At 35.0% G+C, this 23,154-nt stretch carries 27 protein-coding genes; 8 read left to right on the top strand and 19 right to left on the bottom strand.

The window, feature by feature from the left end:
* The first annotated feature begins 88 nt into the window (after positions 1 to 88).
* On the top strand, positions 89 to 652 hold the full coding sequence (locus AM499_RS06505; protein WP_053589433.1) for a GNAT family N-acetyltransferase: 564 nt from the start codon (positions 89 to 91) through the stop codon (positions 650 to 652).
* A 179-nt stretch (positions 653 to 831) separates the two neighbouring features.
* Here AM499_RS06505 and acnA read toward each other — a convergent pair whose 3' ends face one another.
* Together acnA and AM499_RS06495 are read right to left on the bottom strand one after the other, a co-directional pair.
* Entirely contained in the window at positions 832 to 3,540 is a 2,709-nt protein-coding gene (acnA, locus tag AM499_RS06500; RefSeq protein ID WP_053589432.1) for an aconitate hydratase AcnA, read from the bottom strand.
* A 115-nt stretch (positions 3,541 to 3,655) separates the two neighbouring features.
* The gene (locus tag AM499_RS06495; protein WP_053589431.1) at positions 3,656 to 4,159 is read right to left on the bottom strand and encodes a DinB family protein; all 504 of its coding nucleotides are present in this window, start codon (positions 4,157 to 4,159) and stop codon (positions 3,656 to 3,658) included.
* Between the two features lie 118 nt (positions 4,160 to 4,277).
* Here AM499_RS06495 and yfkAB point away from each other — a divergent pair, with 118 nt between their 5' ends.
* The 3 genes from yfkAB (at position 4,278) to AM499_RS06480 (ending at position 6,612) form a co-directional block, all read left to right on the top strand.
* Positions 4,278 to 5,387, top strand: a complete 1,110-nt coding sequence (gene yfkAB, locus AM499_RS06490; protein ID WP_053589430.1) for a radical SAM/CxCxxxxC motif protein YfkAB — start codon at positions 4,278 to 4,280, stop codon at positions 5,385 to 5,387.
* Positions 5,388 to 5,734: 347 nt separating this feature from the next.
* Positions 5,735 to 6,283, top strand: a complete 549-nt coding sequence (locus AM499_RS06485) for a cysteine hydrolase family protein (RefSeq protein WP_053592116.1) — start codon at positions 5,735 to 5,737, stop codon at positions 6,281 to 6,283.
* Between the two features lie 80 nt (positions 6,284 to 6,363).
* A complete protein-coding gene (locus tag AM499_RS06480; RefSeq protein ID WP_053589429.1) occupies positions 6,364 to 6,612 on the top strand; it encodes a GlsB/YeaQ/YmgE family stress response membrane protein in 249 nt (82 codons plus the stop codon).
* A 16-nt stretch (positions 6,613 to 6,628) separates the two neighbouring features.
* On the opposite strand, the gene AM499_RS06475 is transcribed toward AM499_RS06480, so the two are convergent.
* A complete protein-coding gene (locus tag AM499_RS06475; RefSeq protein ID WP_053589428.1) occupies positions 6,629 to 7,324 on the bottom strand; it encodes a lytic transglycosylase domain-containing protein in 696 nt (231 codons plus the stop codon).
* A 25-nt stretch (positions 7,325 to 7,349) separates the two neighbouring features.
* The gene (locus tag AM499_RS06470; protein ID WP_156316766.1) at positions 7,350 to 8,837 is read right to left on the bottom strand and encodes a putative bifunctional diguanylate cyclase/phosphodiesterase; all 1,488 of its coding nucleotides are present in this window, start codon (positions 8,835 to 8,837) and stop codon (positions 7,350 to 7,352) included.
* Between the two features lie 135 nt (positions 8,838 to 8,972).
* Between AM499_RS06470 and mscL the strand changes: the two genes are divergently transcribed.
* Positions 8,973 to 9,350 (top strand): large conductance mechanosensitive channel protein MscL, encoded by a 378-nt coding sequence (gene mscL, locus AM499_RS06465; RefSeq protein ID WP_053589426.1) that lies wholly within the window; start codon positions 8,973 to 8,975, stop codon positions 9,348 to 9,350.
* A gap of 57 nt (positions 9,351 to 9,407) precedes the next feature.
* Here mscL and AM499_RS06460 read toward each other — a convergent pair whose 3' ends face one another.
* From AM499_RS06460 to AM499_RS06445, 4 genes are all read right to left on the bottom strand, one after another.
* Entirely contained in the window at positions 9,408 to 9,998 is a 591-nt protein-coding gene (locus AM499_RS06460) for an SCO family protein (RefSeq protein WP_053589425.1), read from the bottom strand.
* A gap of 104 nt (positions 9,999 to 10,102) precedes the next feature.
* On the bottom strand, positions 10,103 to 10,225 hold the full coding sequence (locus tag AM499_RS21275) for a YvrJ family protein (RefSeq protein ID WP_082355352.1): 123 nt from the start codon (positions 10,223 to 10,225) through the stop codon (positions 10,103 to 10,105).
* Between the two features lie 447 nt (positions 10,226 to 10,672).
* Positions 10,673 to 10,885, bottom strand: coding sequence for a DUF2922 domain-containing protein (locus tag AM499_RS06450; protein ID WP_053589423.1), 213 nt, complete (start codon positions 10,883 to 10,885; stop codon positions 10,673 to 10,675).
* Between the two features lie 21 nt (positions 10,886 to 10,906).
* The gene (locus AM499_RS06445) at positions 10,907 to 11,122 is read right to left on the bottom strand and encodes a DUF1659 domain-containing protein (RefSeq protein ID WP_053589422.1); all 216 of its coding nucleotides are present in this window, start codon (positions 11,120 to 11,122) and stop codon (positions 10,907 to 10,909) included.
* A gap of 116 nt (positions 11,123 to 11,238) precedes the next feature.
* On the opposite strand from AM499_RS06445, the gene AM499_RS06440 reads away from it, so the two are divergent.
* Complete coding sequence (locus AM499_RS06440; RefSeq protein WP_053589421.1) at positions 11,239 to 11,694, top strand: DUF2621 domain-containing protein; 456 nt, start codon at positions 11,239 to 11,241, stop codon at positions 11,692 to 11,694.
* 55 nt (positions 11,695 to 11,749) lie between these two features.
* Here AM499_RS06440 and AM499_RS06435 read toward each other — a convergent pair whose 3' ends face one another.
* From AM499_RS06435 to AM499_RS06410, 6 genes are all read right to left on the bottom strand, one after another.
* Positions 11,750 to 12,229, bottom strand: a complete 480-nt coding sequence (locus AM499_RS06435) for a CcdC family protein (RefSeq protein ID WP_053589420.1) — start codon at positions 12,227 to 12,229, stop codon at positions 11,750 to 11,752.
* A complete protein-coding gene (locus AM499_RS06430) occupies positions 12,222 to 12,551 on the bottom strand; it encodes a thioredoxin family protein (RefSeq protein ID WP_053589419.1) in 330 nt (109 codons plus the stop codon). The genes AM499_RS06435 and AM499_RS06430 overlap by 8 nt, the downstream gene beginning before the upstream one ends.
* A complete protein-coding gene (locus AM499_RS06425; RefSeq protein WP_053589418.1) occupies positions 12,551 to 12,922 on the bottom strand; it encodes a response regulator in 372 nt (123 codons plus the stop codon). The genes AM499_RS06430 and AM499_RS06425 overlap by 1 nt, the downstream gene beginning before the upstream one ends.
* 18 nt (positions 12,923 to 12,940) lie before the next feature.
* The gene (locus AM499_RS06420) at positions 12,941 to 13,651 is read right to left on the bottom strand and encodes a cytochrome c biogenesis CcdA family protein (protein ID WP_053589417.1); all 711 of its coding nucleotides are present in this window, start codon (positions 13,649 to 13,651) and stop codon (positions 12,941 to 12,943) included.
* 119 nt (positions 13,652 to 13,770) lie between these two features.
* On the bottom strand, positions 13,771 to 15,555 hold the full coding sequence (locus AM499_RS06415; protein WP_053589416.1) for an ABC transporter ATP-binding protein: 1,785 nt from the start codon (positions 15,553 to 15,555) through the stop codon (positions 13,771 to 13,773).
* Positions 15,552 to 17,309 carry an ABC transporter transmembrane domain-containing protein gene (locus AM499_RS06410; RefSeq protein WP_053589415.1) on the bottom strand — a complete coding sequence of 586 codons (1,758 nt, stop codon included), beginning with the start codon at positions 17,307 to 17,309 and terminating at the stop codon, positions 15,552 to 15,554. The genes AM499_RS06415 and AM499_RS06410 overlap by 4 nt, the downstream gene beginning before the upstream one ends.
* 244 nt (positions 17,310 to 17,553) lie before the next feature.
* Between AM499_RS06410 and serC the strand changes: the two genes are divergently transcribed.
* Positions 17,554 to 18,651, top strand: a complete 1,098-nt coding sequence (serC, locus tag AM499_RS06405) for a 3-phosphoserine/phosphohydroxythreonine transaminase (RefSeq protein WP_053589414.1) — start codon at positions 17,554 to 17,556, stop codon at positions 18,649 to 18,651.
* Positions 18,652 to 18,701: 50 nt separating this feature from the next.
* Here the strand turns inward: serC and AM499_RS06400 are convergent, their stop codons facing one another.
* Positions 18,702 to 19,157, bottom strand: coding sequence for a GNAT family N-acetyltransferase (locus AM499_RS06400; RefSeq protein WP_053589413.1), 456 nt, complete (start codon positions 19,155 to 19,157; stop codon positions 18,702 to 18,704).
* A 133-nt stretch (positions 19,158 to 19,290) separates the two neighbouring features.
* Between AM499_RS06400 and guaD the strand changes: the two genes are divergently transcribed.
* Positions 19,291 to 20,658: a guanine deaminase gene (guaD, locus tag AM499_RS06395; protein WP_053589412.1), complete on the top strand. Its 1,368-nt coding sequence runs from the start codon at positions 19,291 to 19,293 to the stop codon at positions 20,656 to 20,658.
* A gap of 361 nt (positions 20,659 to 21,019) precedes the next feature.
* On the opposite strand, the gene AM499_RS06385 is transcribed toward guaD, so the two are convergent.
* The 4 genes from AM499_RS06385 to AM499_RS06370 form a co-directional block, all read right to left on the bottom strand.
* Positions 21,020 to 21,328, bottom strand: a complete 309-nt coding sequence (locus AM499_RS06385; RefSeq protein WP_053589410.1) for a hypothetical protein — start codon at positions 21,326 to 21,328, stop codon at positions 21,020 to 21,022.
* A gap of 404 nt (positions 21,329 to 21,732) precedes the next feature.
* Positions 21,733 to 22,203, bottom strand: coding sequence for a DinB family protein (locus AM499_RS06380; RefSeq protein ID WP_053589409.1), 471 nt, complete (start codon positions 22,201 to 22,203; stop codon positions 21,733 to 21,735).
* A gap of 16 nt (positions 22,204 to 22,219) precedes the next feature.
* The gene (locus tag AM499_RS06375) at positions 22,220 to 22,621 is read right to left on the bottom strand and encodes a DUF6157 family protein (RefSeq protein WP_053589408.1); all 402 of its coding nucleotides are present in this window, start codon (positions 22,619 to 22,621) and stop codon (positions 22,220 to 22,222) included.
* 3 nt (positions 22,622 to 22,624) lie between these two features.
* Positions 22,625 to 23,065, bottom strand: coding sequence for a hypothetical protein (locus AM499_RS06370; RefSeq protein ID WP_053589407.1), 441 nt, complete (start codon positions 23,063 to 23,065; stop codon positions 22,625 to 22,627).
* Between the last annotated feature and the right edge of the window lie 89 nt (positions 23,066 to 23,154).

Raw genomic sequence — 23,154 nt, 5'->3', positions numbered from 1 at the left:
CGTTCTAATTGAATGATAATTCAGATGTCTTAGAAAATACGGAACTATGATAAAATATAATAGAGGTTTAAGGAGAGGAAGAGAATCAATGGATTTTCCAATTTTAGAAACAAAAAAATTGAAGCTTTTAGAAATAACAGATGAAAATTTAGATGATATTTTTGCAATTTTTTCTGATCGAGAAGCAATGAAATATTATGGAATGACTCCTTTTACAAATAAGGATCAGGCAAAGAAACTGATAGATTCATTTGCAAGTAATTTTAACAATAAGCGTTCACTGCGTTGGGGAATTATATTAAAAGAAAGTGGTAATTTAGTTGGCACAGTTGGATTAAACAATTTACTAATTTCAAGCAAACGTACAGAGATTGGTTACGATTTACTCCCTACCCATTGGAAGAAAGGAATTGTTTCGGAAGCAGTTCAGGCTGTAATTCAATATTGCTTTCAAGAATTAGAGCTATTTCGTATCGGTGCAGTGACATTTCCTGAAAATGAAGCTTCCTTCAAATTGTTATTAAAATTAGGTTTTCAAAAAGAAGGATTATTAAGAGGCTATTTATATCAAAATGATCAATCGAGTGATGCACTAGTTTTCTCTTTAATAAGACCTGATTGGGATAAGAGAGAAATACAAGAAATCTTCTAATTTCGCATTTTCCGTCGTTTTCGGAGTATAAAGGACTGTATGTTTGCTACAACAGTATCGAGTAATTTTAAAGAAGAGGGTTGTGATGAATATCACGTCCCTCTTCTTTATTTTGTACTTGAATTCTTCATACAAAAAAGGACCTAATTCATTAAGAATCAGGTCCTTTACATATTATCTTACGCTTCTAACATTTTGTTACGTAGTACCATTTGAAGGATACCACCGTGACGGTAGTAGTCTACTTCTACTTCTGAATCGAAACGAGCAAGAACATTGAATTGTTTTTCAGAACCATCTTCTGCTTTTGCTGTTACTTGTAGAATATCGCGAGGTTTTACACCTTCTGCAACATTAATACTAATTTCTTCTTTGCCAGTTAAGCCAAGACTTTCAGCATTTTCACCTGGTAAGAAGTTAAGTGGTAATACACCCATCATAACTAGATTTGAACGATGTATACGCTCAAAGCTTTCAGTAATGACAGCCTTGATACCTAATAGGTTTGTTCCTTTAGCTGCCCAGTCACGGGAAGATCCCATTCCATAATCTTTTCCACCAAGTACTACTAAACCAGTATTCGATTCTTGATACTTCATCGCTGCATCATAGATAGACATGATTTCTCCTGTTGGCCAGTAAGTAGTATATCCACCTTCTGTACCTGGAGCAACTTGGTTACGAATACGGATGTTTGCGAATGTTCCACGCATCATTACTTCATGGTTACCACGACGAGATCCATAAGAGTTGAAATCACGTACTTCTACGCCATTTTCACGCAAGTATTTACCTGCTGGAGTATCTTTACCAATCGCACCAGCTGGTGAAATATGGTCTGTAGTGATAGAATCACCAAATTTCGCAACAATACGAAGTCCAGCAAGAGTTTGAATATCACTTGGCTCTTTCGATAAACCTTGGAAGAATGGTGGGTTTTGAATGTAAGTTGATTTATCATCAAATGAATATAGAGACTCAGTTGAAGTTTCAATTGCATTCCAAGCTTCATTTTCATCAAATACGCGTGCATATTCTTTTTGGAATAGTTCACGAGTAACTACTTTAGAAAGAACGTCATTTACTTCTTCCGTAGAAGGCCAAATGTCAGCAAAGAATACATCGTTGCCATCTTTGTCTTTACCGAAAGAATCTTTTTGTAGATCGATATCTACTGTTCCAGCAAGTGCATATGCAACTACTAGTGGTGGTGAAGCTAAGTAGTTCGCTTTTACAAGTGGGTGAACACGTCCTTCGAAGTTACGGTTACCAGAAAGAACAGAAGTTACAAACAAATCTTCGTCAACGATTGCTTTTTCTATTTCAGGTAGTAATGGTCCAGAGTTACCGATACAAGTTGTACATCCGTAACCAACTGTATTAAATCCAATTTCATCTAAGAACTTGTCTAATCCTGAATCTTGTAAATAACCAGTAACAACTTTTGAACCAGGAGCTAATGATGTTTTTACATAAGCAGGAACAGTTAAGCCTTTTTCTACCGCTTTTTTAGCAACTAATCCAGCAGCTAACATTACGTAAGGGTTTGATGTATTTGTACAAGAAGTGATTGCAGCGATTGCTACAGCACCAGTTGGGATTGCTACATCTCCATCCGCAAATTTTGCAGTTGCAGTTTTGTCGAATTCTTTTTCATTCAAACCGAAACCTTGAGTACCTTGAGGAGCAACTACTGCTTCACGGTAACGAGCTTTCATATCTGATAGAGGAATCAAATCTTGTGGACGTTTTGGTCCTGAAAGGTTTGCTTCAATATCTGCCAAATTAATTTCTATAACATCTGTATATACAGGTTCTAAAGTCGGGTCAAAGAACATGTCATTTGCTTTTAAGTAAGCTTCTACTACAGCAATATGCTCTTCTTCACGACCAGTTAAACGTAAATAGTTAAGTGATTCTTCGTCAATTGCGAAGTAACCACATGTTGCACCATATTCTGGAGCCATGTTTGCAATTGTAGCACGGTCAGCAAGTGGTAATTTAGATACCCCTGGTCCGAAGAATTCTACAAATTTACCTACTACGCCACGTTGACGCAATACTTGTGTTACTTTAAGTGCTAAGTCAGTAGCAGTTGTCCCGTTTGGAAGATCGCCGGTTAATTTAACACCGATAACCTCTGGAATTGGGAAGTATGATGGTTGACCAAGCATACCTGCTTCTGCTTCAATACCACCAACACCCCATCCTAATACACCAAGACCATTAATCATTGTTGTATGTGAGTCAGTACCAACTACTGAATCTGGGAATGTTTCTAAAGTGCCATCTGTATTTTCATTCACGTGTACGATTGGAGCTAAATACTCTAAATTTACTTGGTGAACGATACCAGTAGCTGGTGGAACAGCGCGGAAATTATCGTATGATGTTTGAGCCCATTTTAAGAAGTTATAACGCTCAGCGTTACGTTCGAACTCAAGATCCATATTTGCTTTTAATGCAGTTGATGTACCATATTTGTCTACTTGTACAGAATGGTCAATTACAAGATCGACTGGAATAGCAGGGTTGATTTTATCTGGATTTCCACCCATTTCATTCATAGCTGAACGTAATGAAGCTAAATCTACTACTACTGGTACGCCAGTAAAGTCTTGTAGTACAACACGGGAAGGTTTAAAAGGAACTTCTGCTTCTGTGTCCGCATCTTTACCCCATTTTGCTAATTGGTTTACATGATCTTCTTTAATAACATATCCATCATATTGTCGCAAAACTGATTCTAATAATACTTTAATTGAATAAGGAAGGCGTGATACTTTTGCGATACCAGCTTCTTCGATTGCAGCTAGACGGTAGTAGTTATACTCTTTACCATTTAGCGAAAAAGAAGCGCGGCTGTTGTGTAGGTTACTATTTGCCATTATTATTCCTCCTAATGTCTATTGAGAAGACTCTATCTAGTGACTTTTCTCCACTCCCTATCATACTCGAATAAAGTCTATAAGTAAATTACATTAAAATTATTATAAGTGATAATTATTCCTTATGACCTTTTATTTTTTCAATCGTTTTTTCTAATTGTCTTAAATGTCTTTTTTCATGATATCCTACAAAGGAAAACCATTGAACTAACGGTAATTGTCCGAATATAGGATGTTTTAATGATTTGTTATTAAGTGTTTCCTTATCGGAAGATTCATATACAGAGAGAAGTTCCATCCGAGCGGTATGAAGAGTGGTTTTCATCTCTTCAATAGTTTGGAATTCAGTAGACGGCAAAATATAGGTCGGTGCTTTAGCTTTGATAATACGTAATGTTGTAAGTTGTATTGGCTTTATTCTTGCCTTCGGGCTTTTGGGATTAGCTAATTGATACGTAATACCATCCTTAATAACAATCTCAAGCTTTATTAAGTGTTCGATGATTTCTTTTGGTGACCATGCATCTGGTTCGGGCTTTTGATTGAATTGTTCATCATTTAAAAGTTCTAACTGTTGGAATAAAGCCGCTCTAATTTTATTATTCTTTTCTATAAACATTCGATTCCTCCAAACTTATTTATTCATTTTTTATATACCCTTCCTGATTAACAAACAATCCAACATTTTCTTTTGAACAAAAATATGAGAGAATAATCCATTAGAAAGGAAGTTTTTTATGATTGCTTTAAAAGAAATGACACCAATTAACGATCCGTGGGAAGCTTATCGAGACATCGAAGAACACGGAAATCTTACATTATCCAATATAGAGTTTACTACTACACACCTGTGTAACATGCGTTGTGCACATTGTGCAGTTGGGTACACTTTACAAACAAAGGACCCTCTTGCTCTTCCGATTGATTTGATTTTACAACGACTAGAAGAAATTCCACACTTGAAAACGATTAGTATTACTGGTGGAGAACCGATGCTATCTAAGAAGTCTGTGACTCAATATGTTTTGCCACTACTAAAGTATGCACATAATCGTGGCGTTCGTACACAGATTAACTCCAATCTAACACTTGAACCTGAAAGATACTTGTTAATCGCTCCTTATTTAGATGTACTACATATCTCTCATAACTGGGGAACCATAGATGAATTTGTCGAAACCGGCTTTGCAATGATGGAGAAAAAGCCTACATATGAGCAACGTGCACGACTTTTTCAACGAATGATTGATAATAGTAGAATGCTTTCTGAAGCTGGGGTTATGGTTTCTGCCGAAACAATGCTGAACAAAAAAACTCTTCCATATTTAGAACATATTCATCGACAAATCGTAGATGAGATGAAATGTGCTCGTCATGAAATACATCCTATGTATCCTTCCGATTTTGCTAGTTCCTTAACCTCACTTACATTGGAAGAAACACACGAGGCTATAGAGAAAATTTTAGGCTTCCGAGATGAGAACGTTTGGATGCTGTTTGGAACATTACCATTTTATCCATGTAGTAAAACGGAAAGAAGCCTGCACTTGCTTAATCGTTTAAATAATAGTAAAAATGTATCCGTACGAAATGATCCGGATGGTAGATCAAGATTAAATGTTAATATCTTCTCTGGTGAGGTTATTGTGACGGACTTTGGTGATGCACCGCAGCTTGGTAACATCCTAACGGACACCCTTCCGTCTATATTTGAAAAATGGATGGCTTCCCCACTTTCCAAAACTCTTAATTGTCATTGTCCTGCAGTAAAATGTTTGGGCCCTAATATACTAGTAAAAAATATGTATTATAAAGAAGATACCTTTGTAAGTGGGTCAGTAAAATAAACATAGAGAAACCGAACGTTAAGTTAGCGTTCGGTTTCTTTCAATACAATTAGTTTACATAATAAAATTATTTTTTACTCTAAACTGTTGACTTAGTTTTAATGAATGGAAAAAAATTCGACAGCAAGGTCTAATAAAAATATAGTGTGAAGAATCACAAACCATATTGCTTGTTTATTCAACTTTTTTGTCATTTGTCTATCCATATTTTCCACTCCCCTTTTTGCAATTATAATATGCATCATTCAAAAAAGCAAAATATTTAGAACTTTCCATTTTAATTTTTTCATAGCTTTATTATTTTATATTATTCATAATAAGAAGAAATGGAAGGGAGTTGTTTAATGTTGAAAAAAGCTTTAATTGTTGTGGATTATACAGTTGATTTCGTGGCAGATAACGGAGCATTAACATGTGGAAAACCTGGACAATTAATAGAGGATTCAATTGTACAGTTAACGAAAGAATTTATAGTAAATAATGAGTTAGTTGTTTTTCCTGTTGATCTGCATGAAGAAAATGATCCTTATCATCCTGAGTCAAAACTTTTTCCAGCCCATAATATTCGTAATTCCCCAGGTCGTGAATTATACGGAAAGTTAAATTTAGTATATGAAGATAACAAAGAGAAAATAATTTGGTTGGATAAAACACGTTACAGCTCATTTGCAGGTACTAATTTACATCAGATTTTAACAGAACGTAATATAGAAGAGATCCACATAGTAGGAGTTTGTACAGATATTTGTATTCTTCACACGGCAGTTGACGCTTACAATTTAGGCTTTAGAATTGTCATTCACGAAAATGCTGTAGCAAGCTTCAATGAACAGGGACATGACTGGGCTCTAGGTCATTTTGCAAACTCTCTTGGTGCATTAGTATTAAAAAAATAATCGCTCGATGTTTAGTTCTTCTCATTTATGGATATATAAAGAGTGTTACCATATCAACATTCTTAAAGGAGATGAAATAAATGGGATTTATATTATATCTAATTATTGGTGGTATCATCGGATGGCTAGCAGGATTAATTTTAGGTAAAGATATTCCAGGTGGTATTATCGGTAATATTATTGCGGGTATTATCGGAGCTTGGATTGGTGGGCTAATATTCCCAGACATGGGTCCAGTTATTTGGGACATGGCAATCATTCCAGCTTTAATCGGAGCTATCATTTTAGTTGCAATACTTAGTCTTATTTTAAAAGCTATGCGAAAATAATAAAAAGGATGGGTTGTTATAACCCATCCTTTTTATTTTCTTTTTTTATAGAAGCAGCTTGAATTTCGTCTAACTGACTTTCGTATAAATTATAAAAATGTAGAACATCCTCAACATATTTATCACTTCTGTTATAATTGAAAATCGCTTTTTCAATTTCCCCATCTGCAGCCCCACTAGCTGCTAAATAATTTGCAGCACTAAAAATTGCATCTTCCATATCATATGGATCTGCCTTACCATCCCCATTTGCATCTACTCCGTAGCCACCATACTTAGCGATTATATCTGGGTTCACTTTATCCTTATCTGGTATATCCCCTTTCCCTAAGCCATCACAACTAGGATGAGACCAACCGACAAAGGTACAAGGCATAAATTGTAAATGTCCTTCTGCTCCAACAGGAGAAAGCAATGGATCCATTGTGGAGAATTTCGTTTCAATACGATGATGAGCAGCTAAAAGTGTCCAGGGTACACCATACAGCTCTTCAGCCTTTTTATAGATGGATATATATTCTTTGGGAACGTCTAGTTTATTCTTACCTGTGGAAACAGATTGAACGGATTGTGCCCATTCCTGTATAGCAGGGATTCTTTGAAGTTCTTGCCAACCGATGATTGCTAAAATATAAATAGTAATTGTGCAAGGTAGAAGTAATATTATCATCCATATTTTAGCCTTATAGGATATATTCTTTTTTTGTTTCATTGCTCTTTTTCACCTATCCCATGAATTACTTTTTATATTCTGCTAGCAGATGTTTTAGTGAAAGTGGTTTATTAAAATAATATCCTTGAAGATAGTGACACTTCAAATCATTCAAGTTAGTAACCTGGAACAGATCCTCGACACCCTCTGCCAAAATTTTTAAGTTTAAATTATGTGCTAACGAGATAATGGATTGTACGATTGCTTTAGTCTTTGGTTTATGAATTGCTTGAGTAAAGCTCTGATCAATTTTAATAATATCTACCGGCAATAGTTCCAAGTATTTGAAGGAAGAATAGCCTGTCCCAAAATCATCTATTGCTATTTGAAATCCAATTCTTTTTAACTCTTGTAATGATTTTAACACAAAATCAGTATACTCCATGATAATTGATTCGGTTATTTCTAAAACTATTTTATTAGGATGTATATTGGTTTCTTCTAGTATTTTCTTCGTTCGCTTAATATAATCTTTTTGATAGAATTGACGGGCAGATACATTAATGCTAAACAGCATTTCCTTCCCTATTTCCTTTTCTATGATAGGGATACTTCTACATGTTTCTCGTAAAACAAAGTCACCAATTTTAATAATATGTCCACTCTTTTCTGCCACTGGTATGAATTCTCCGGGAGAGATTATTTTATCTTCGTGCTTCCAACGGACAAGTGCTTCAACTCCAATTATTTCATTTGTTTTAGAAGCAATTTGTGGCTGAAAATTTAAGTACAGTTCTCCTTTATCTAATGCGTTATGTAAGCCCTCTTCTAGGTATAATTCTTTGTTTGCTAAGTCGGACATTTCTTTCCGGTAAGGTACGTGTTTAAGCCCACCATTTTTTTTAGCTTCGTCAGCTGCGAGCTCTGCAAACCGTAATAATTCAGAAGCATTTCTTGAGTCAATTGGACAATGAACAGATCCAACACTTATCGAACTTACGATCTCTTTCCCATATATAAATAGTGGATTTGTGGAATCTATTAAAAGAGTTTCGACAAATTTTACAACTTCATCATAGGAACGATTTCTTAATATGATAACAAATTCGTCTGCTCCCCATCTTGCTACCATACCTGAAGAAACAACATATTTATTATTCCTTAAACGGTTTGATATATCCATCAGGACTAAATCCCCACTATCATAACCATGTAAATCATTTATCATTTTGAACCGATCAAAATCAACGAATAACAGATGAAATGTTTCTTTTTTCGATATTAAATTATGTAAAGTAGCTTGTAACGATCCTCTATTTTGTAAGCCTGTCAAATCGTCTACAAATTCTTTCAATAAAAGATCCTGCTGAATCTTCCACGATTGCTTCATCAAATATAAAAGTAAAAGAGCGCTTATACCTATGTAAATAAATGATTTAATGATAGAAATTGTTTTCCCATTAGGAAAGTATTTAAATAATAATGAATCTGAAAATAAAATCCAAAGAACACTAGTAATGGTATAAATAATAACTATTTGAAAAGATATTTTTCGATATGTCTTTTTATACAATCTGTGGAACACCACCCATCTAACTTCCTAGAAAAACAATAGCATAAATTGACTATAAACAATAGTCTATTAATGTAAAAAGTAGCTATACAAGAGAATTGTTTTTTTGTAGTCTGATAAATGGAGGTGTTTACTATGTGGCAAGACTTTAAGAAGTTTGCATTTAAAGGGAATGTGTTAGATTTAGCTATTGCGGTAGTAATAGGAGGAGCGTTTGGTAAAATTGTTTCTTCATTAGTTGAAAATATCATTACGCCAACAATTGGCTTACTTTTATTTAATGCAGATTTTTCAACGTTAAAGTACAAAAAAATTTTATTTGGAGAATTTATTCAATCAGTTTTTGATTTTTTTGTGGTTGCATTTTCTATTTTCTTGTTTGTTCGTTTATTGTCAAAATTTAAGCGTAAAGAAGACGTAGCAGAAGCTGTGGAAGAAGCTCCAACAATTGATGCAAAAGAAGTATTGCTTGAAGAAATTAGAGATTTATTGAAAAAGCAAAACAATGTTTAAAGAAGTAACAAAAATGCCTAACCATGAAATTATTATTTCTTGGTTAGGCATTGTATTTTATTTTCCATCTTCAATAAGCGTTTCAACATCAATAACGATTTCTTCTTTTGGTACATCAGTTGACCCATTATAGTTTTTTACAACTACACCGTTTTGATCCACTAAATAAAATGATACCCCATGGATTACTTGGTCTGTATTGGGATCGTCTTTTACTAGTGTTTTAAAATTATCAGCTGCAAATTTGGAGATATCCTCTTGTTTATAGCCCGTTAAAAGTTGCCATTTACTGTCGTCTGCTACATCATAGTTCCCTAAATACTCTTGAAGTTTTTCTGGTGTATCGACTTCCGGATCTACACTAAAAGCTACGATGTTATAATCTTCTATTCCTTTGTCAACTAACATCTGCTGAATATCACTCATATTAAATGTCATAGGAGGACACACTGTTTCACAATTCGTAAAGATAAATGTTGCCAACCATACTTTGCCTTTTAAATCATTCAAAGAAACATTTTCATTGTGTTGGTTCGTATAATTGAAATCTTGCACTTCCCAATTTGTTTGGGCTTCAAAGTTTCCACTACTACCACATCCTACGAGTACCACTACAGAAATGATAATAACAGCTATAAATTTCTTCATTTATGAGACCTCTCTTTTCTATTCATAGCCTTATCTTAACGAAACAAATATGTTCATTCAACTACTATGTCTCGTGTATTTCAACAGTTTTGTGACTAGAGTACTCATTTTAATGATAACAGTACAATTTTGATTTCTTCTAGTTTCCCTTCTACTCGGTGCATTAAATAAAATGACACGAAAATTGGAAAGCCTACATCTTGAATCAATGAAAACCACTGTTCCATAGTATCACTTCCTTTTTTAAAAAGACTCTCCTTGAAGGAGAGTCTCAGTCTGTAGACAAACTCAATTTTGAGTGCATAGAGTTGTATATTAAATTCGGCAAGGACCCCCACTTCGCTTTCCGTGGGCTTGGCTTCAGCCTCCTAGGCCAACACGATGTTGGTCATGCAATCGTTGCCGCAAAAGTTCTTTTGCGACGAGCTTTGCGCAGGAGCAGGATGCGGAGAACTTAGATTGCCTTCCCCCAACAGCGGGGTCTTCAGCTCAAGCTGTTCCCACAGGAGTCTTCGTGGTGGTCCTTGCCTTATAAACAATTCCTAATAGATATCTACTATCTTTATTTTAATTGGATAAAGCAACCTGTTTTGGTAGATTTTTATTCATAACCGTTTATAAAAAATACTTTTGTCGTCAATCTGAGACTCTCCAGGAAGGAGAGTCTCGGAATCTTAGATAATTTGTGTGACGTTTCGCTCTACTACTTTTGCGCTTTTCACAGCAGAAACTGGTCTTCCTGCAACATGAAACACATTACTCGCTATGATTGCTGCCATACCAGCCTCGATTTCTGCTTGCGTTAAAGTTTCCTTTGGATTATCTACTGTAACCATTAACAATTTTCCGTTTTCTGTTTCAAATTGAAGTTGTAATGTTTTTGACATTCCATTTCCTCCTTATTAATGTTAGATTATATTGGATGTTTCTACTTTTTCAGCTCCAATATAGGGGCTGTTTGAAAAGCTTGCTAGTGTGATAGCAACAGTGTCTAATCCATTCGCTGTAGCAGCTGCTAGTATATTTCGATAGGATTTAGACTTTGTCTTCATCTTCCCGTCACCTGTTAACCCTCCTTCAAATGTTAACTTCAGTACTGCTTGTTTGTATTCAAGATTCGCCATGTGTATCACCTCCTTTCAACAAGTAGATAGAGTCTTTTTAAAAGAAAGGATACATAGAGAGTGAAATTTTTTGGGGAACATCTTATACTTAATATAGAAAAACGAGGTGAATAGATTTGTTACAGGGTTGGTTTTTGTGGTTTATATTATTTTGGGTAGTAGTTTTAGTTACTTTAATGGCAATTGGTGGATTCTTTATGTTTCGTAAATTCTTAAAGGCTTTACCTAAAGACGACGGTAAATCTGACTTAGACTGGGAAGAATATTATGTTGATAAAACCATTCATCTATGGAATGAAGATCAAAAGGAACTCTTAAATGAATTAGTTAGTCCAGTCCCAGATCTCTTTAGACCCGTTGCTAAACAGAAAATTGCTGGTAAAATTGGTCAGCTGGCCCTTGAAGAAAAAGCTACTTCCATTTCGCGTGAATTACTAATCAGGGGCTACATTATAGCAACACCTAAAAGGGATCATAAATTTCTAAGAAAAAAATTAGCGGAATTAAATATTGACGTTACTCCGTATACTAAATTTTTTGAGCTATCTGAAGTAAGTCCAAAGAAACGATAAAAAAGCGAGCGGCCCTTTATGAGAGCCCCTCGCTTTTTAACTTTTATACAAAAGATTATGCTTTTTGTAGTTTTCGAAATTGTAAATACATAGCAATTCTCCAAGGAACAATCATACCAAAGGCTAAAATCCAAAACATACCGCTAAGTTCCCCCACATCAATCGAAGAACTTAAAATTAGCTTACCAACCAAACGGACTATTAGTAAACCAATCAAAATGAATATAAATGCTTTAGATTGCTTTAAGTAGATTTGACCATCTCTTTTTTCAAACTTAGAAGTCCAAATTAAAACAGAAGAAAACACGATTCCTACTGCGAGTGCTTCGATTATTTCCATCCCTGATACTCGAAAGAATGGAAAAACAAACATCAGAGCACCAGTGGACATAAACAATGGTGGTAGCAATATTTTTTTAACACTTGCGGGCTTTTTTGCTGCCTTTGCACGTATTGTTGTTACCAATATTCCCATACCTAGAGCTATCACGGTAGAAACAATAATCATTATATTTGGTGAAATTTTTTCAATCATGATAATTCTCCATATCATTTAGTTCTTTTAATATTCTACGAACATCATCTGTTTTTACAAACCTTGCATATCGTTGATATTCCTTTTGGTGCTTATAAAATAATACGACAGGAGCAGTATACAAAGATAACTGTCCTGCCATTTCTGGTACTTCTGCTGCATTAACTACATAAAAAGGGATTTCCACTTCTTTTTGCAAATTTTCTATTTGGGGATATAATCCTTCACAAACAGAACAATTAGTTGTTTTCACAAACAGTAACAGTGCAGATTCCTTCTCAACAACTTCCAACCAATGATGGTAGCTATTAATAAGTTTCATCAATTTTCATTCCAGCTAGTTACATTCTGCAATACTTGAACGATTTGATCGGGATTAAATGGTTTTGTAATGAAATCCTTTGCCCCATTTTCAATTGCTTCCACAATTAGTTTTTGTTGACCTAGTGCAGTGACCATGACAATTTTTGCATCTGGATACTCTGTTACAATAGCTTTAACTGCCTCAATTCCAGTCATTCCTGGCATTGTAATATCCATTGTCACTACATCAGGCAATAATTGTCGATACAATTCTACTGCTTCATTTCCATTAGATGCTTCTCCAATTACTTCAAACTGTTGATTTTCTAGCATTCTCTTGATAGTTGCACGCATGAAAACGGCATCGTCGACTACTAATACTGTTGGCATCGTCAGGCCTCCCTCACTTTAAAATCCAGTAAAGTCACCAAAAAACGGACTTAAAATTCGAATAATATAAGTTAATCCATCAAAAAATAATAATATTCCTAGAGCAATCATGAAAAATCCGCCAATTTTCACGATTAAATTACTATTCTTACGAATCCAGTTAAGTCGTGTAATAAAGAAAGATAACACGAAAAATGGAATAGCGAATCCTAGGACGTAGGCTAACATATACCAAACTCCTGCGTCAGGATTTGATCCCGCCATTAAGAGAACCGCAGCTAATATTGGACCGGTACAAGGTTGCCACCCTGCAGCAAAAGCCATACCAATCAATGTAGTTCCAAAATACCCGGAGGGACGATTTTTAAATTGTAATCTTTTTTCTTTCATCAAAAACTCTGGCTTAAAAACACCAACTACTATTAAACCAAAAATAACAATAAAAATGGCACCAACTTGGCGTATTAAATCGTCATATTGAATGAAAAATGTCCCTACTAACGAGGTTGCAAAACCTAATGCGATAAAAATAATGGAAAAACCTAATAAGAAGAATAAAGTATGGAGCATCCCTCTTCTTTGCATCAATTTTTTATCTGTTTTTATTTCTTCCAATGACATTCCAGTTATATAAGATAAAAATGCTGGATACAAAGGCAATGTACAAGGAGAAATAAAACTTAAAAACCCTGCACCAAAGGCCAAAAATAAATTAATATCGGTACTCACGGCTGTCTTCCTTTCCGAGTTACTCTCCCTATCGTACCAAATTTCATTCACTTTTACTCTACTAATGCTTGTGACAGCTTTTTGACTATTTTATATCTCGTTATTTTAAATGATTGGTATTACCTTACGCCTTCAACAACGCCATTCTGAAGTAGATACATTTTATGATACAAACCTTTTTCGTTCAAGAGTTCTTGATGTGTACCTCGTTCAACAATTTCTCCGTGATGTAGTACTAATATTAATTCAGCATCTTGAATCGTACTTAATCGATGGGCGATGGCTATTGTAGTTCTACCTTTACGCATCTTCTCTAAGCTACTTTGGATTGCCACTTCAGTTTCTGTATCTATATTTGCTGTTGCTTCATCCAAAACTAAAATTTTTGGATTTGTAGCAATTGTACGTGCGAATGCCACCAATTGTCTTTGTCCGCTAGAGAATGTAGATCCTCTTTCTGTCACTTTTTGTTTATATGAAAACGGTAGCTTTTCAATAAAGTTGTTAGCTTGCACAAATTCTGCTGCTGCCTTAACTTCCTCTTCAGACATATCTTTATCATGTAATCGGATGTTACTTTCAATATCACCATAAAACAAAAACGGATCTTGAAGCACAAGGCCTACTTTTTCTCGGATTTCTTCTGTTTTAAAATCCTTAACTGAATGCCCGTCTATTTTAATATCACCTTGTTCAAACTCATAAAAACGCATTAGTAAGTTGATAATGGAGCTTTTTCCACTTCCCGTATGTCCTACTAGAGCTACTGTTTGACCAGGTTCTGCTGTGAAGGAGATATTTTTTAACACATCCGTTTTACCATCGTATGAAAACGTTACATGTTGAAATTCAATTTTTCCTTCTTCAATTTTAGCTTTTGCATTATCCTTTTGAGCAGGGGCTAAATCTTTCTCGTCTAGCAAAGTGAACACTCTGGATGCCGCAACGATTGCTTGTTGAAATATCGAAAGACGTTGCATCACTTGATTGATTGGTTCAAAGAATCGATCTATATAAGTTACAAAAGCATAAATTACCCCTACTTCTACGAAATTGTTCATAGAAGTTATCCCAAAGTAGCTTAATACCATAATAATGGCTAAGGCGTACACTAAATCGATCGCAGGACGAAGAAGAATACTATCTAACTTAATATTACGTTTTCCTGCATTCCAGTGTGAGTCATTAATATCATTAAATTCATCCTGTAAACGGTCTTCTTGTCTGAAAGCTTGAATCATAGTCATACCTTGTAAAGATTCTGCAAGCTTTGCATTTAATTGACTCAGTCTTTCACGTAAATCCTGATAAACGACAGAGCTGTACTTTCTATATGTTCGAATGATTATAAACATTATAGGTAATAAAATCGTTGCGAACAATGCTAATTTTACATTCAATATAAACATAGCAATATAAACACCAACTATTAAAAAACCACTTTGAAGGAAGCCTACTAATACGCTGACAAACATATCTTTGATAGCTTCTGTATCATTTGTTACACGTGACACAATACTGCCGGCTGGCGTTTTGTCAAAGTATCGCATCCCCAACTTATGCACTTTAGAAAACACATCAATTCGCATTTGTTGAATAATTTTCAGTGCAATTTCTTGGAATTTTAAAAGTTGGAAATAACTAATGATTACATTCCCGATTTGTATAAATATATAACCTAGCGCTAATCCTACTAAAGGTCCAGTTGGAAAACTTTTAGGTGTTAAATAATTGTCCATAAAAACCTTGATTAAATATGGGCCCAATATATCTCCTGTTACAGTTAATACTAGTAAAAATAAAGCGATACATACTGCTTTCGTATGTGGTTTTAAGTATGTTAATAATCTTTTTAAAATCATCCATTGGTCTTTTCCAGTTAGCTGTGGTTGCTTCTCGTTCATTGTAACTCACCGCCCTTTTCAACTAAAGATTCTAGTTGCTGTAATTGATACATTTCATAATACATTCCTTTTAAGTCCATCAATTGGTCATGAGAGCCTTTTTCAATAATAGTTCCTTCACTCATTACAATAATTTGATGGGCATGTTGAATAGCACTTAAACGATGAGAAGTTATTATAGTAGTTTCATCCGTGCGTTTTTCTTTTAATGCCTCTAAAATAGCTTCCTCTGTTCGCGCATCAACTGCAGATAAGGAATCATCTAAAATGAGGAGCTCTGGTTCCATCAGTAATGCCCGAGCAATCGAAATACGTTGCTTTTGACCTCCAGATAAAGAAACCCCACGTTCTCCAACGATTGTTTTATAGCCATCTGTGAATTGCAATATATCCTCATGAATATATGCTAGCTTCGCCGCTTCTTCCACCTGTTCACTTGTAGCGCTAGCATTTGCAAAGGCTATATTCCCAGCAACTGTTGTGGAGAATAAAAAATGATCTTGTGGTACATATCCAATAGCTTCACGTAAGCTTTTTTTCTTATACGCATCAATGGAATGATTACCATAGATAATTTCACCTTGATAACCTTCAAACTCTCTCATTAATAGCTTTAATATAGCAGTCTTTCCAGAACCAGTTTTTCCAACAATCCCTAACGTTTCACCACGTTTTAAAGTAAAATGAACATCATGTAAGGCAACTCGATCATCTTCTGGAAATTTGAATTCCTCTAGATTAAATTGTAAATCTCCTTCAGGTTTTTGATCTAAAGCTCCTTCTTTATCATCAATCTCTACTTTTTCCTCAAGCAAATTCTTAATTCGATCATAGGAGGCACTACCTCGCTCGACAATGTTAAATAGCCATCCAAATGCTAACATAGGCCATACTAGTAGTCCTAAATAGGATGTAAAAGCAAATAAGTCACCAATAGTCATTTCACCAGCAAGGATAAAACGAGTACCGAATATAATAGATAAGAAGAAACATGCTCCTACTATAAGTGATATTGTAGGATCAAATAAGGAATCTACCTTTGCAACACGAATGTTTTTTTCTACTACTTCTTGGGACAATTGAACAAATTCTTCCGTATCTTCTTTCTCTTGCCCAAATGTTTTTATAACTTTAGCACCTGAAATACTTTCCTGTGCTTTATCATTTAAATCGGAAAATGCTTCCTGTGCATAACGAAAACGTTGGTGTAAAAGCTTGCCGTAATAACTTGTTAAAATGGCCATAAGCGGAAGCGGTAAAAGTGCAATAATCGTTAGTTTCCAGTTAATCGTAAATGCCATGGCTGCAATAACAAATCCACCTGTTGTAATAGAATCTACTAGAGTCAATACGCCTGCGCCTGCTGTCTGCTGTACTGCTGACAAGTCATTCGTTGCATGGGCCATTAAATCCCCAACACGTTTTTTTTGATAGAACGATGGAGACATTCTAGTAAAATGATGAAAAAGATTCCTTCTTAGCAGTCTCGCTAAATAGATGGCTGATCCGAAAATCATAATACGCCAATAGTAACGCAAGATATACATCCCTGTAGCAGCAAGGGCAAGTATACCGAGCCATTTTACTAAAAATGCTGTAGTTAATGTTCCTTTACTTATTTCATCTACTACATATCCAATTATTTTTGGCGGTAGTAGCTGGAGAAAAGCAACAAACATCAGCATTAGAATTCCTATTAAATACTGCTTTTTCCTTTCTTTAAAAAACCATCCTAAATCTAAAAAAACCCTCACAATTTTTCCCCCATATTTACATATTAAGACTTTACTAGTTTAGCAAATGTTTGAACATTGGGAAAGGTACGAAAACAAAATTATTCGGATTCTGAAATAACTATACCTATTGTTGCGGAAATAAATTTATTGTTAACACTTTATTCACTTTTTTAAAAAAATTTTGCTACTTTAGCTAACTAAAGCTACAAAACAGTATATACTTTTAACATGAAAAAATTTATATCGACAAGGAGTGTTTCATTTGAATCAAACTAATACACGTGCTTATAATTTTAACGCAGGGCCTTCTGCACTTCCGTTAGAGGTACTAGAAAAAGCACAAAGAGAACTGATTAATTTCCGTGGTACAGGAATGTCCATAATGGAAATGAGTCATCGTAGTTCAACATTCGAGGAAATACATAATGGTGCAATTGCCCGTTTGAAAAAACTTTTTTCTGTTCCAGATGATTATGAAGTACTTTTCTTGCAAGGTGGAGCAAGCTTACAATTTTCTATGATCCCAATGAATTTTCTAAAAAGTGGACAAAAAGCTGGTTATATTATGACTGGTTCTTGGTCAGAGAAAGCATTTAAAGAGGCAAAATTGTTTGGAGAACCTTATCAGGTTGCAAGTACAAAAGAAAACAAGTATCGGAACATTCCTTCATTACAAGATATGCAATATGATTCAGATGCTGCTTATGTACATTTAACTTCAAATAACACAATTTATGGTACAGGCTGGTTTGACTTCCCAGATACTGGGGATGTTCCTTTAATTGCGGATATGTCTAGTGATATTATGTCTAAACCTGTTGATGTAAGTAAATTTAGTATGATTTATGCTGGTGCACAGAAAAATCTTGGTCCATCTGGTGTAACTGTTGTTATTATCCGCAAAGATTTTCTTGAAACTGCAAACACAGAAATTCCAACTATGCTAAAGTACAGTACATTTGTTGAGAACAATTCTTTATATAATACACCCCCTACATTCGGTATTTATATGTTAGGAGAAGTGTTGAATTGGATGGAAGAAAAAGGTGGACTAACAGAAATCGCCAAACTAAATGAGGAAAAAGCAAAAGTTATCTACGATGTTATTGATCATAGCAATGGTTTTTATACTGGACATGCTTCTCCTGAAAGCCGTTCTCTTATGAACATCACTTTCCGAGTAGCTGATGAAGAACTGGAAAAGCAGTTTTTAGTGGAAGCAAAAGAGGCAGGTTTTGTAGGCTTAAATGGACATCGATCTGTAGGTGGCTGCCGTGCATCTACTTATAACGCTGTTCCTTTAGAAGCATGCCAAGCACTAAGCAATTTCATGGTTGAATTTCAAAACAAACATCAGTAAAAAAAGAAGTAGCTCTTCCCGTTAAAAACACTTGGCAAGGGCTTCTTCTTTTATCTATGTCCTTCTTTTCTTGCTTGTATATATCCATAATATGCACAAGTTCCGTTTTGAGAGATATCTTTCACTTCAAACCCACACTTTTCGTAGAATTTAAAATTGTTGGAAGAAGTATGAGCAAACCAATCACCGTGAGGCAATTTCTGTACACATAGTTCCACTAGCTTTTTACCGATACCTGTCCCGCGATATTCAGATAATACAACTAAATCTAAAATGTTTGCCACCATTATTTGATCCGAAATAACTCGAATCATTGCTATCATTTTATTCTCCTTCCATACAGTAAATGCCCAAGTAGAATTATTGAATATTAATGAGAATTTTTCTTTCTGCCAATCTGGAGTATTTCTCGCCCATCCAGCATCTTCAAAAAGTTGTTCTACATATTGTGCCGGTACCCCCTTGGTACCTTCCCTAATTATTAAGCCATTAAAGTATAAATACATTACACAGCACCCCCATGTTTGTAAATAGTATTCGGTACTTAGGTAACTATCTCCTCTTTAAATAGACTAATTATTTTTTATCCTCTATAATAACAACTGTAATTATAAAAATACGAACAATAAGGTGTAATTTATGGAAAAATATACGCAAATATTTCAAGGAACTGCTTTTTCAAGTAAGTCATCAAAAGAAGTTCAAATTTTAAAAGATTATCTTTTCTGCATTAATTCGAACGGAATGATTGAAAGAATAATTGCTCCAGATGACACGGATTATGTAACCTTACTGGAGACTTATCATGACAGTGAAAATTTTCAACGTTTAGCCTATGGACAATATCTTTTACCCGGATTTATTGATCTTCATGTACACGCACCCCAATGGGCTCAAGCTGGAACAGCATTAGACATTCCACTCTATGATTGGCTTAACACATATACTTTCCCTCTAGAATCTAAATTCTCTGATTTAGCATTTGCAAAAAATGTATACGATGAAGTAGTAAACACGCTTTTAGCAAACGGAACAACTACTGCACTTTATTTTGCAACTGTTCATAAGGAAGCGAGCCTCTTGCTAGCTGAAATCTGTGCCGAAAAAGGGCAGCGAGGTCTAGTTGGAAAAGTAGTAATGGATTCTCAAGAAGAAAATCCTGATTTCTATCGAGATACAGACACGCAGACCGCACTAGAAGATACAGAGGAATTTATCCTTGCAGTGAAAGAGTTAGCAAAATCTACTAAACAAGGTGTCTATCCTGTAGTTACGCCACGCTTTATTCCTAGCTGTACAGACGATGCCTTAAAAGGTTTGGGAGATTTAGCTGCTAAATATGATACATATATACAGTCGCATTGCAGTGAAAGTGATTGGGAACATGAGTATGTACAAAATCGTTTTCAGAAGAATGACGCGTTTGCTTTAAATGATTTCGGGCTTCTACGCGAAAAATCTGTGATGGCTCATTGTAATTTTTTAAATGATGCGGATGCAGAGTTATTTGCAGAAACGGGAACGGCTGTCAGCCACTGCCCCGTTTCCAATGCTTACTTTGCAAATAGCGTCATACCAATCGCTCATTTGCATTCTAAAGGTGTTGAGATTGGGTTAGGATCGGATATTTCCGGTGGATTTTCACCTAGTCTTTTCGATAATGCTAGACAAGCTGTTATATCATCCAGAATGTTAGAGGATGGTGTGAATACGTCATTACCTGCAGATGAACGCGGTGTGTCAAATTCACGGATTACCATTAATGAGGCGTTTTACTTCGCAACTGCTGGTGGTGGGGAAAGTTTAAGCTTACCAATTGGTCGTTTAGAAGAAAACTATGCATGGGATGTACAAATCATTGATACTCTTTTACCATCCGCAAGACTACCTATTTTTAATTCGATTGAGGACTTAAACGATGTCTTCCAAAAAATAATGTATTTAGTTCGCCCGGAAAACATTCGAGAAGTTTGGGTGCAAGGTGAAAAAGTTCATTCTCGTACGTAATAAATAAAACAGACAAAAGAGCATATTTCACAACATGCTCTCAGACTGTAGAAAAACTCTTAGGATTTTGAGTTTCTCTATAGTCTTTTTTTAAAATAAAAAGTTTGATAAATAGAATTGGGATTTCCGCTCCTGGCGGACGCGTTCCGCGGGCGGGGGCCGAGCCGCTTCCTTCGCAAGGCTCAGTCCAGGGTCTCGACTGTCCCGCTTTTCCCGCTGGAGTCGCCGCCTCCGCTCCAATCAATCTATTGAATAATTACCTAATGAATATTATATAAGTTAAAGATTTCTCTAGGCAAAATCGAAAGGTATTGAGAGGATGAAATCTCGAAGCCTTTTGTTGACAAGCTGAGAGCATGCTTCACAACATGCTCTTTTTATATCTTGTCATAAAAATAATTAAATTAAGAAAAGCTAATACTAGTATGACAAAAAACATGTAAAAAGAAATAGGATCTCCGGCTAAATTATACTCATCTACAATATATCCACTTGAATAAAGCGTTATAGCAGAGACGGATATACAAATGAACGTTATACTTACAACTGAAAATAGGTTCACTATGTTTTTATTTAGAAAAATAACTCCGAATAATAATACGAGTAAAATGATAATGAAACCGATAAATACTGGTCTTAAATATATAAACTCTGGAAATTGATACTCCAATAAAATCGACTCCTTAACACTGTCTGTTGTTATAAATCAAATAAATAGTAGGAACCAACTATACACAACAAAACTATACTTGATAGTGTATAAAAGATGTATTTGTTCATTTCTTTATTTAAATTCGGTATAGAATGAATTATTATAACTAATGCGCCTGCGAACAAACCTACTAAGATTGCACCAAAGATAATAGGCATTCTATAAACGTGTTCATCTATCAATCTAAAGAGTATGATAGAAAAAGCTACAGATACTCCACTGAGAAAGACTTTAAGTTCATATTGATATCTCCATATTCTTTATGCGGTCACAAATAGTTTTATATGGACAGAAATTTATCTATCCGGTCATATTTTTTCTTATCCGGGCAGAAAACTTTTTTTACGATCACAACTACATATTCATTTTTTGCATTCTAGATAAATTCTTTTAATTGCTTCCATATGAAGTGCTTCATGGTAAAAGCTGAACAGAAAGGTTTCTCCTAAGGTATTAAAAGTGATGCCAGCTTTGTTTGTAAATGGTTTTGGTAGCTCCTTATACAAATTTCCTTGGAGAGATTTATTTATTCTGAGTTTTTGTTCGCTTAATACTACTGAAATTTCCGCTAAAGAAGGAGGCGTCTTTTTCCAATCAGCGGGCTTTGTTCCTGCACTAAATAGCTCTTCATATTCATTTGGAACGCTCATCTTTTCACCCAAAACACCATAAACGAGTTTTTCTTGGATATATGCAATGTGACCGAAATTCCAACGAATATTATTATTAAAACCTTTTGGTACTATATCCGCAATCTCTTCTGGTATCGTTTTAATTGACTTCTCTGTTATTGTTCGTACGGTTTCCATATGATGAAATATCATTTGTTCCAATTCAAGTCCTCCCTCTTTATTTACGCTTAGATCGCATTCCTTTTAAAATCGTGGTTTCATCCGAATGAAGAAATTGATGATATGGTCTACTATTCATTTCGTAGATGGAGACTTTTCCTTCTTCATTATAGTGAATTCCCCATCCATATTTTTTAACTAATGGAGAGGCTCTAAAGCATGCTTTAGGTTTGGAGAAAAATTGTTCGCGAAGTTCGTCTAGCTGGTCTGATTCAAACTCATTTTTTATGACATAAGTTTGAAATTGCACATCGTCTTGCGTGTATTTATAAGGATTATTGTAGATTAATTCATACTCAATTGAAGCAATAGTTGGTTTTTCTTTTCTCGGCATCGGTATGACGGCAGTTTCCACTGATAAATCTTCAGATACCAGGATAAAAGTGTTTTTGTAGCTCACTTTCTATCTCTCCTTTGCATTTTCCTGTCTCTTCGCAAAATCTCCACTTTCTACATTAAACAAGTATGTGCCACCGTTTGTTTCGATAATATAGTGACCAATCGTTTTTTTAACTTCTTTTCCTTTACCCACTTCTTCACCAGTTTCGCTCTCTATTTTAGCTATTGCATCTTTGTACGTATAAATAGGTAATTCCATATTAAATAATATAGTTAAGCTTATTAGTCCTATTGTATAAATCGCGAGTAAATGCTTGAAAGCTTTTTGTAGTCGATCTTGATTAATATAAAATGTATTCATACTTCCAATAATCCCTATAGCTAGTGTGCTCACTGCGCTTCTCGCGGTTTCATCTACAAATATATACTTTCTTGCGATGAGGAACATGTATAGCGACAGTAATATGTAAACAAAATTCATAAGATATAGACTTTTCATTTTCATTCGCTTATTCTCCCTTTATATTTAATTCCACATATAGGAGAGAATACCCTTCCAAAATAGGAAAGTTGAAGTCCGTATCTTAAAACAAA

It is taken from the genome of Bacillus sp. FJAT-22090, assembly GCF_001278755.1.
Taxonomy (GTDB): domain Bacteria; phylum Bacillota; class Bacilli; order Bacillales_A; family Planococcaceae; genus Psychrobacillus.
The sequence above is the reverse complement of the archived record's forward strand: the minus strand, read 5'-3'. Positions and strand labels throughout refer to the sequence as shown.

Excerpts from the sequence above, each read along its gene's own strand:
- AM499_RS06505 (WP_053589433.1), top strand. The coding sequence starts at position 89 with ATGGATTTTCCAATTTTAGAAACAAAAAAATTGAAGCTTTTAGAAATA.
- acnA (WP_053589432.1), bottom strand. The coding sequence starts at position 3,540 with ATGGCAAATAGTAACCTACACAACAGCCGCGCTTCTTTTTCGCTAAAT.
- AM499_RS06495 (WP_053589431.1), bottom strand. The coding sequence starts at position 4,159 with ATGTTTATAGAAAAGAATAATAAAATTAGAGCGGCTTTATTCCAACAG.
- yfkAB (WP_053589430.1), top strand. The coding sequence starts at position 4,278 with ATGATTGCTTTAAAAGAAATGACACCAATTAACGATCCGTGGGAAGCT.
- AM499_RS06480 (WP_053589429.1), top strand. The coding sequence starts at position 6,364 with ATGGGATTTATATTATATCTAATTATTGGTGGTATCATCGGATGGCTA.
- AM499_RS06475 (WP_053589428.1), bottom strand. The coding sequence starts at position 7,324 with ATGAAACAAAAAAAGAATATATCCTATAAGGCTAAAATATGGATGATA.
- mscL (WP_053589426.1), top strand. The coding sequence starts at position 8,973 with ATGTGGCAAGACTTTAAGAAGTTTGCATTTAAAGGGAATGTGTTAGAT.
- AM499_RS06460 (WP_053589425.1), bottom strand. The coding sequence starts at position 9,998 with ATGAAGAAATTTATAGCTGTTATTATCATTTCTGTAGTGGTACTCGTA.
- AM499_RS21275 (WP_082355352.1), bottom strand. The coding sequence starts at position 10,225 with ATGGAACAGTGGTTTTCATTGATTCAAGATGTAGGCTTTCCAATTTTC.
- AM499_RS06450 (WP_053589423.1), bottom strand. The coding sequence starts at position 10,885 with ATGTCAAAAACATTACAACTTCAATTTGAAACAGAAAACGGAAAATTG.
- AM499_RS06445 (WP_053589422.1), bottom strand. The coding sequence starts at position 11,122 with ATGGCGAATCTTGAATACAAACAAGCAGTACTGAAGTTAACATTTGAA.
- AM499_RS06435 (WP_053589420.1), bottom strand. The coding sequence starts at position 12,229 with ATGATTGAAAAAATTTCACCAAATATAATGATTATTGTTTCTACCGTG.
- AM499_RS06430 (WP_053589419.1), bottom strand. The coding sequence starts at position 12,551 with ATGAAACTTATTAATAGCTACCATCATTGGTTGGAAGTTGTTGAGAAG.
- AM499_RS06425 (WP_053589418.1), bottom strand. The coding sequence starts at position 12,922 with ATGCCAACAGTATTAGTAGTCGACGATGCCGTTTTCATGCGTGCAACT.
- AM499_RS06415 (WP_053589416.1), bottom strand. The coding sequence starts at position 15,555 with ATGAACGAGAAGCAACCACAGCTAACTGGAAAAGACCAATGGATGATT.
- AM499_RS06400 (WP_053589413.1), bottom strand. The coding sequence starts at position 19,157 with ATGTATTTATACTTTAATGGCTTAATAATTAGGGAAGGTACCAAGGGG.
- guaD (WP_053589412.1), top strand. The coding sequence starts at position 19,291 with ATGGAAAAATATACGCAAATATTTCAAGGAACTGCTTTTTCAAGTAAG.
- AM499_RS06370 (WP_053589407.1), bottom strand. The coding sequence starts at position 23,065 with ATGAAAATGAAAAGTCTATATCTTATGAATTTTGTTTACATATTACTG.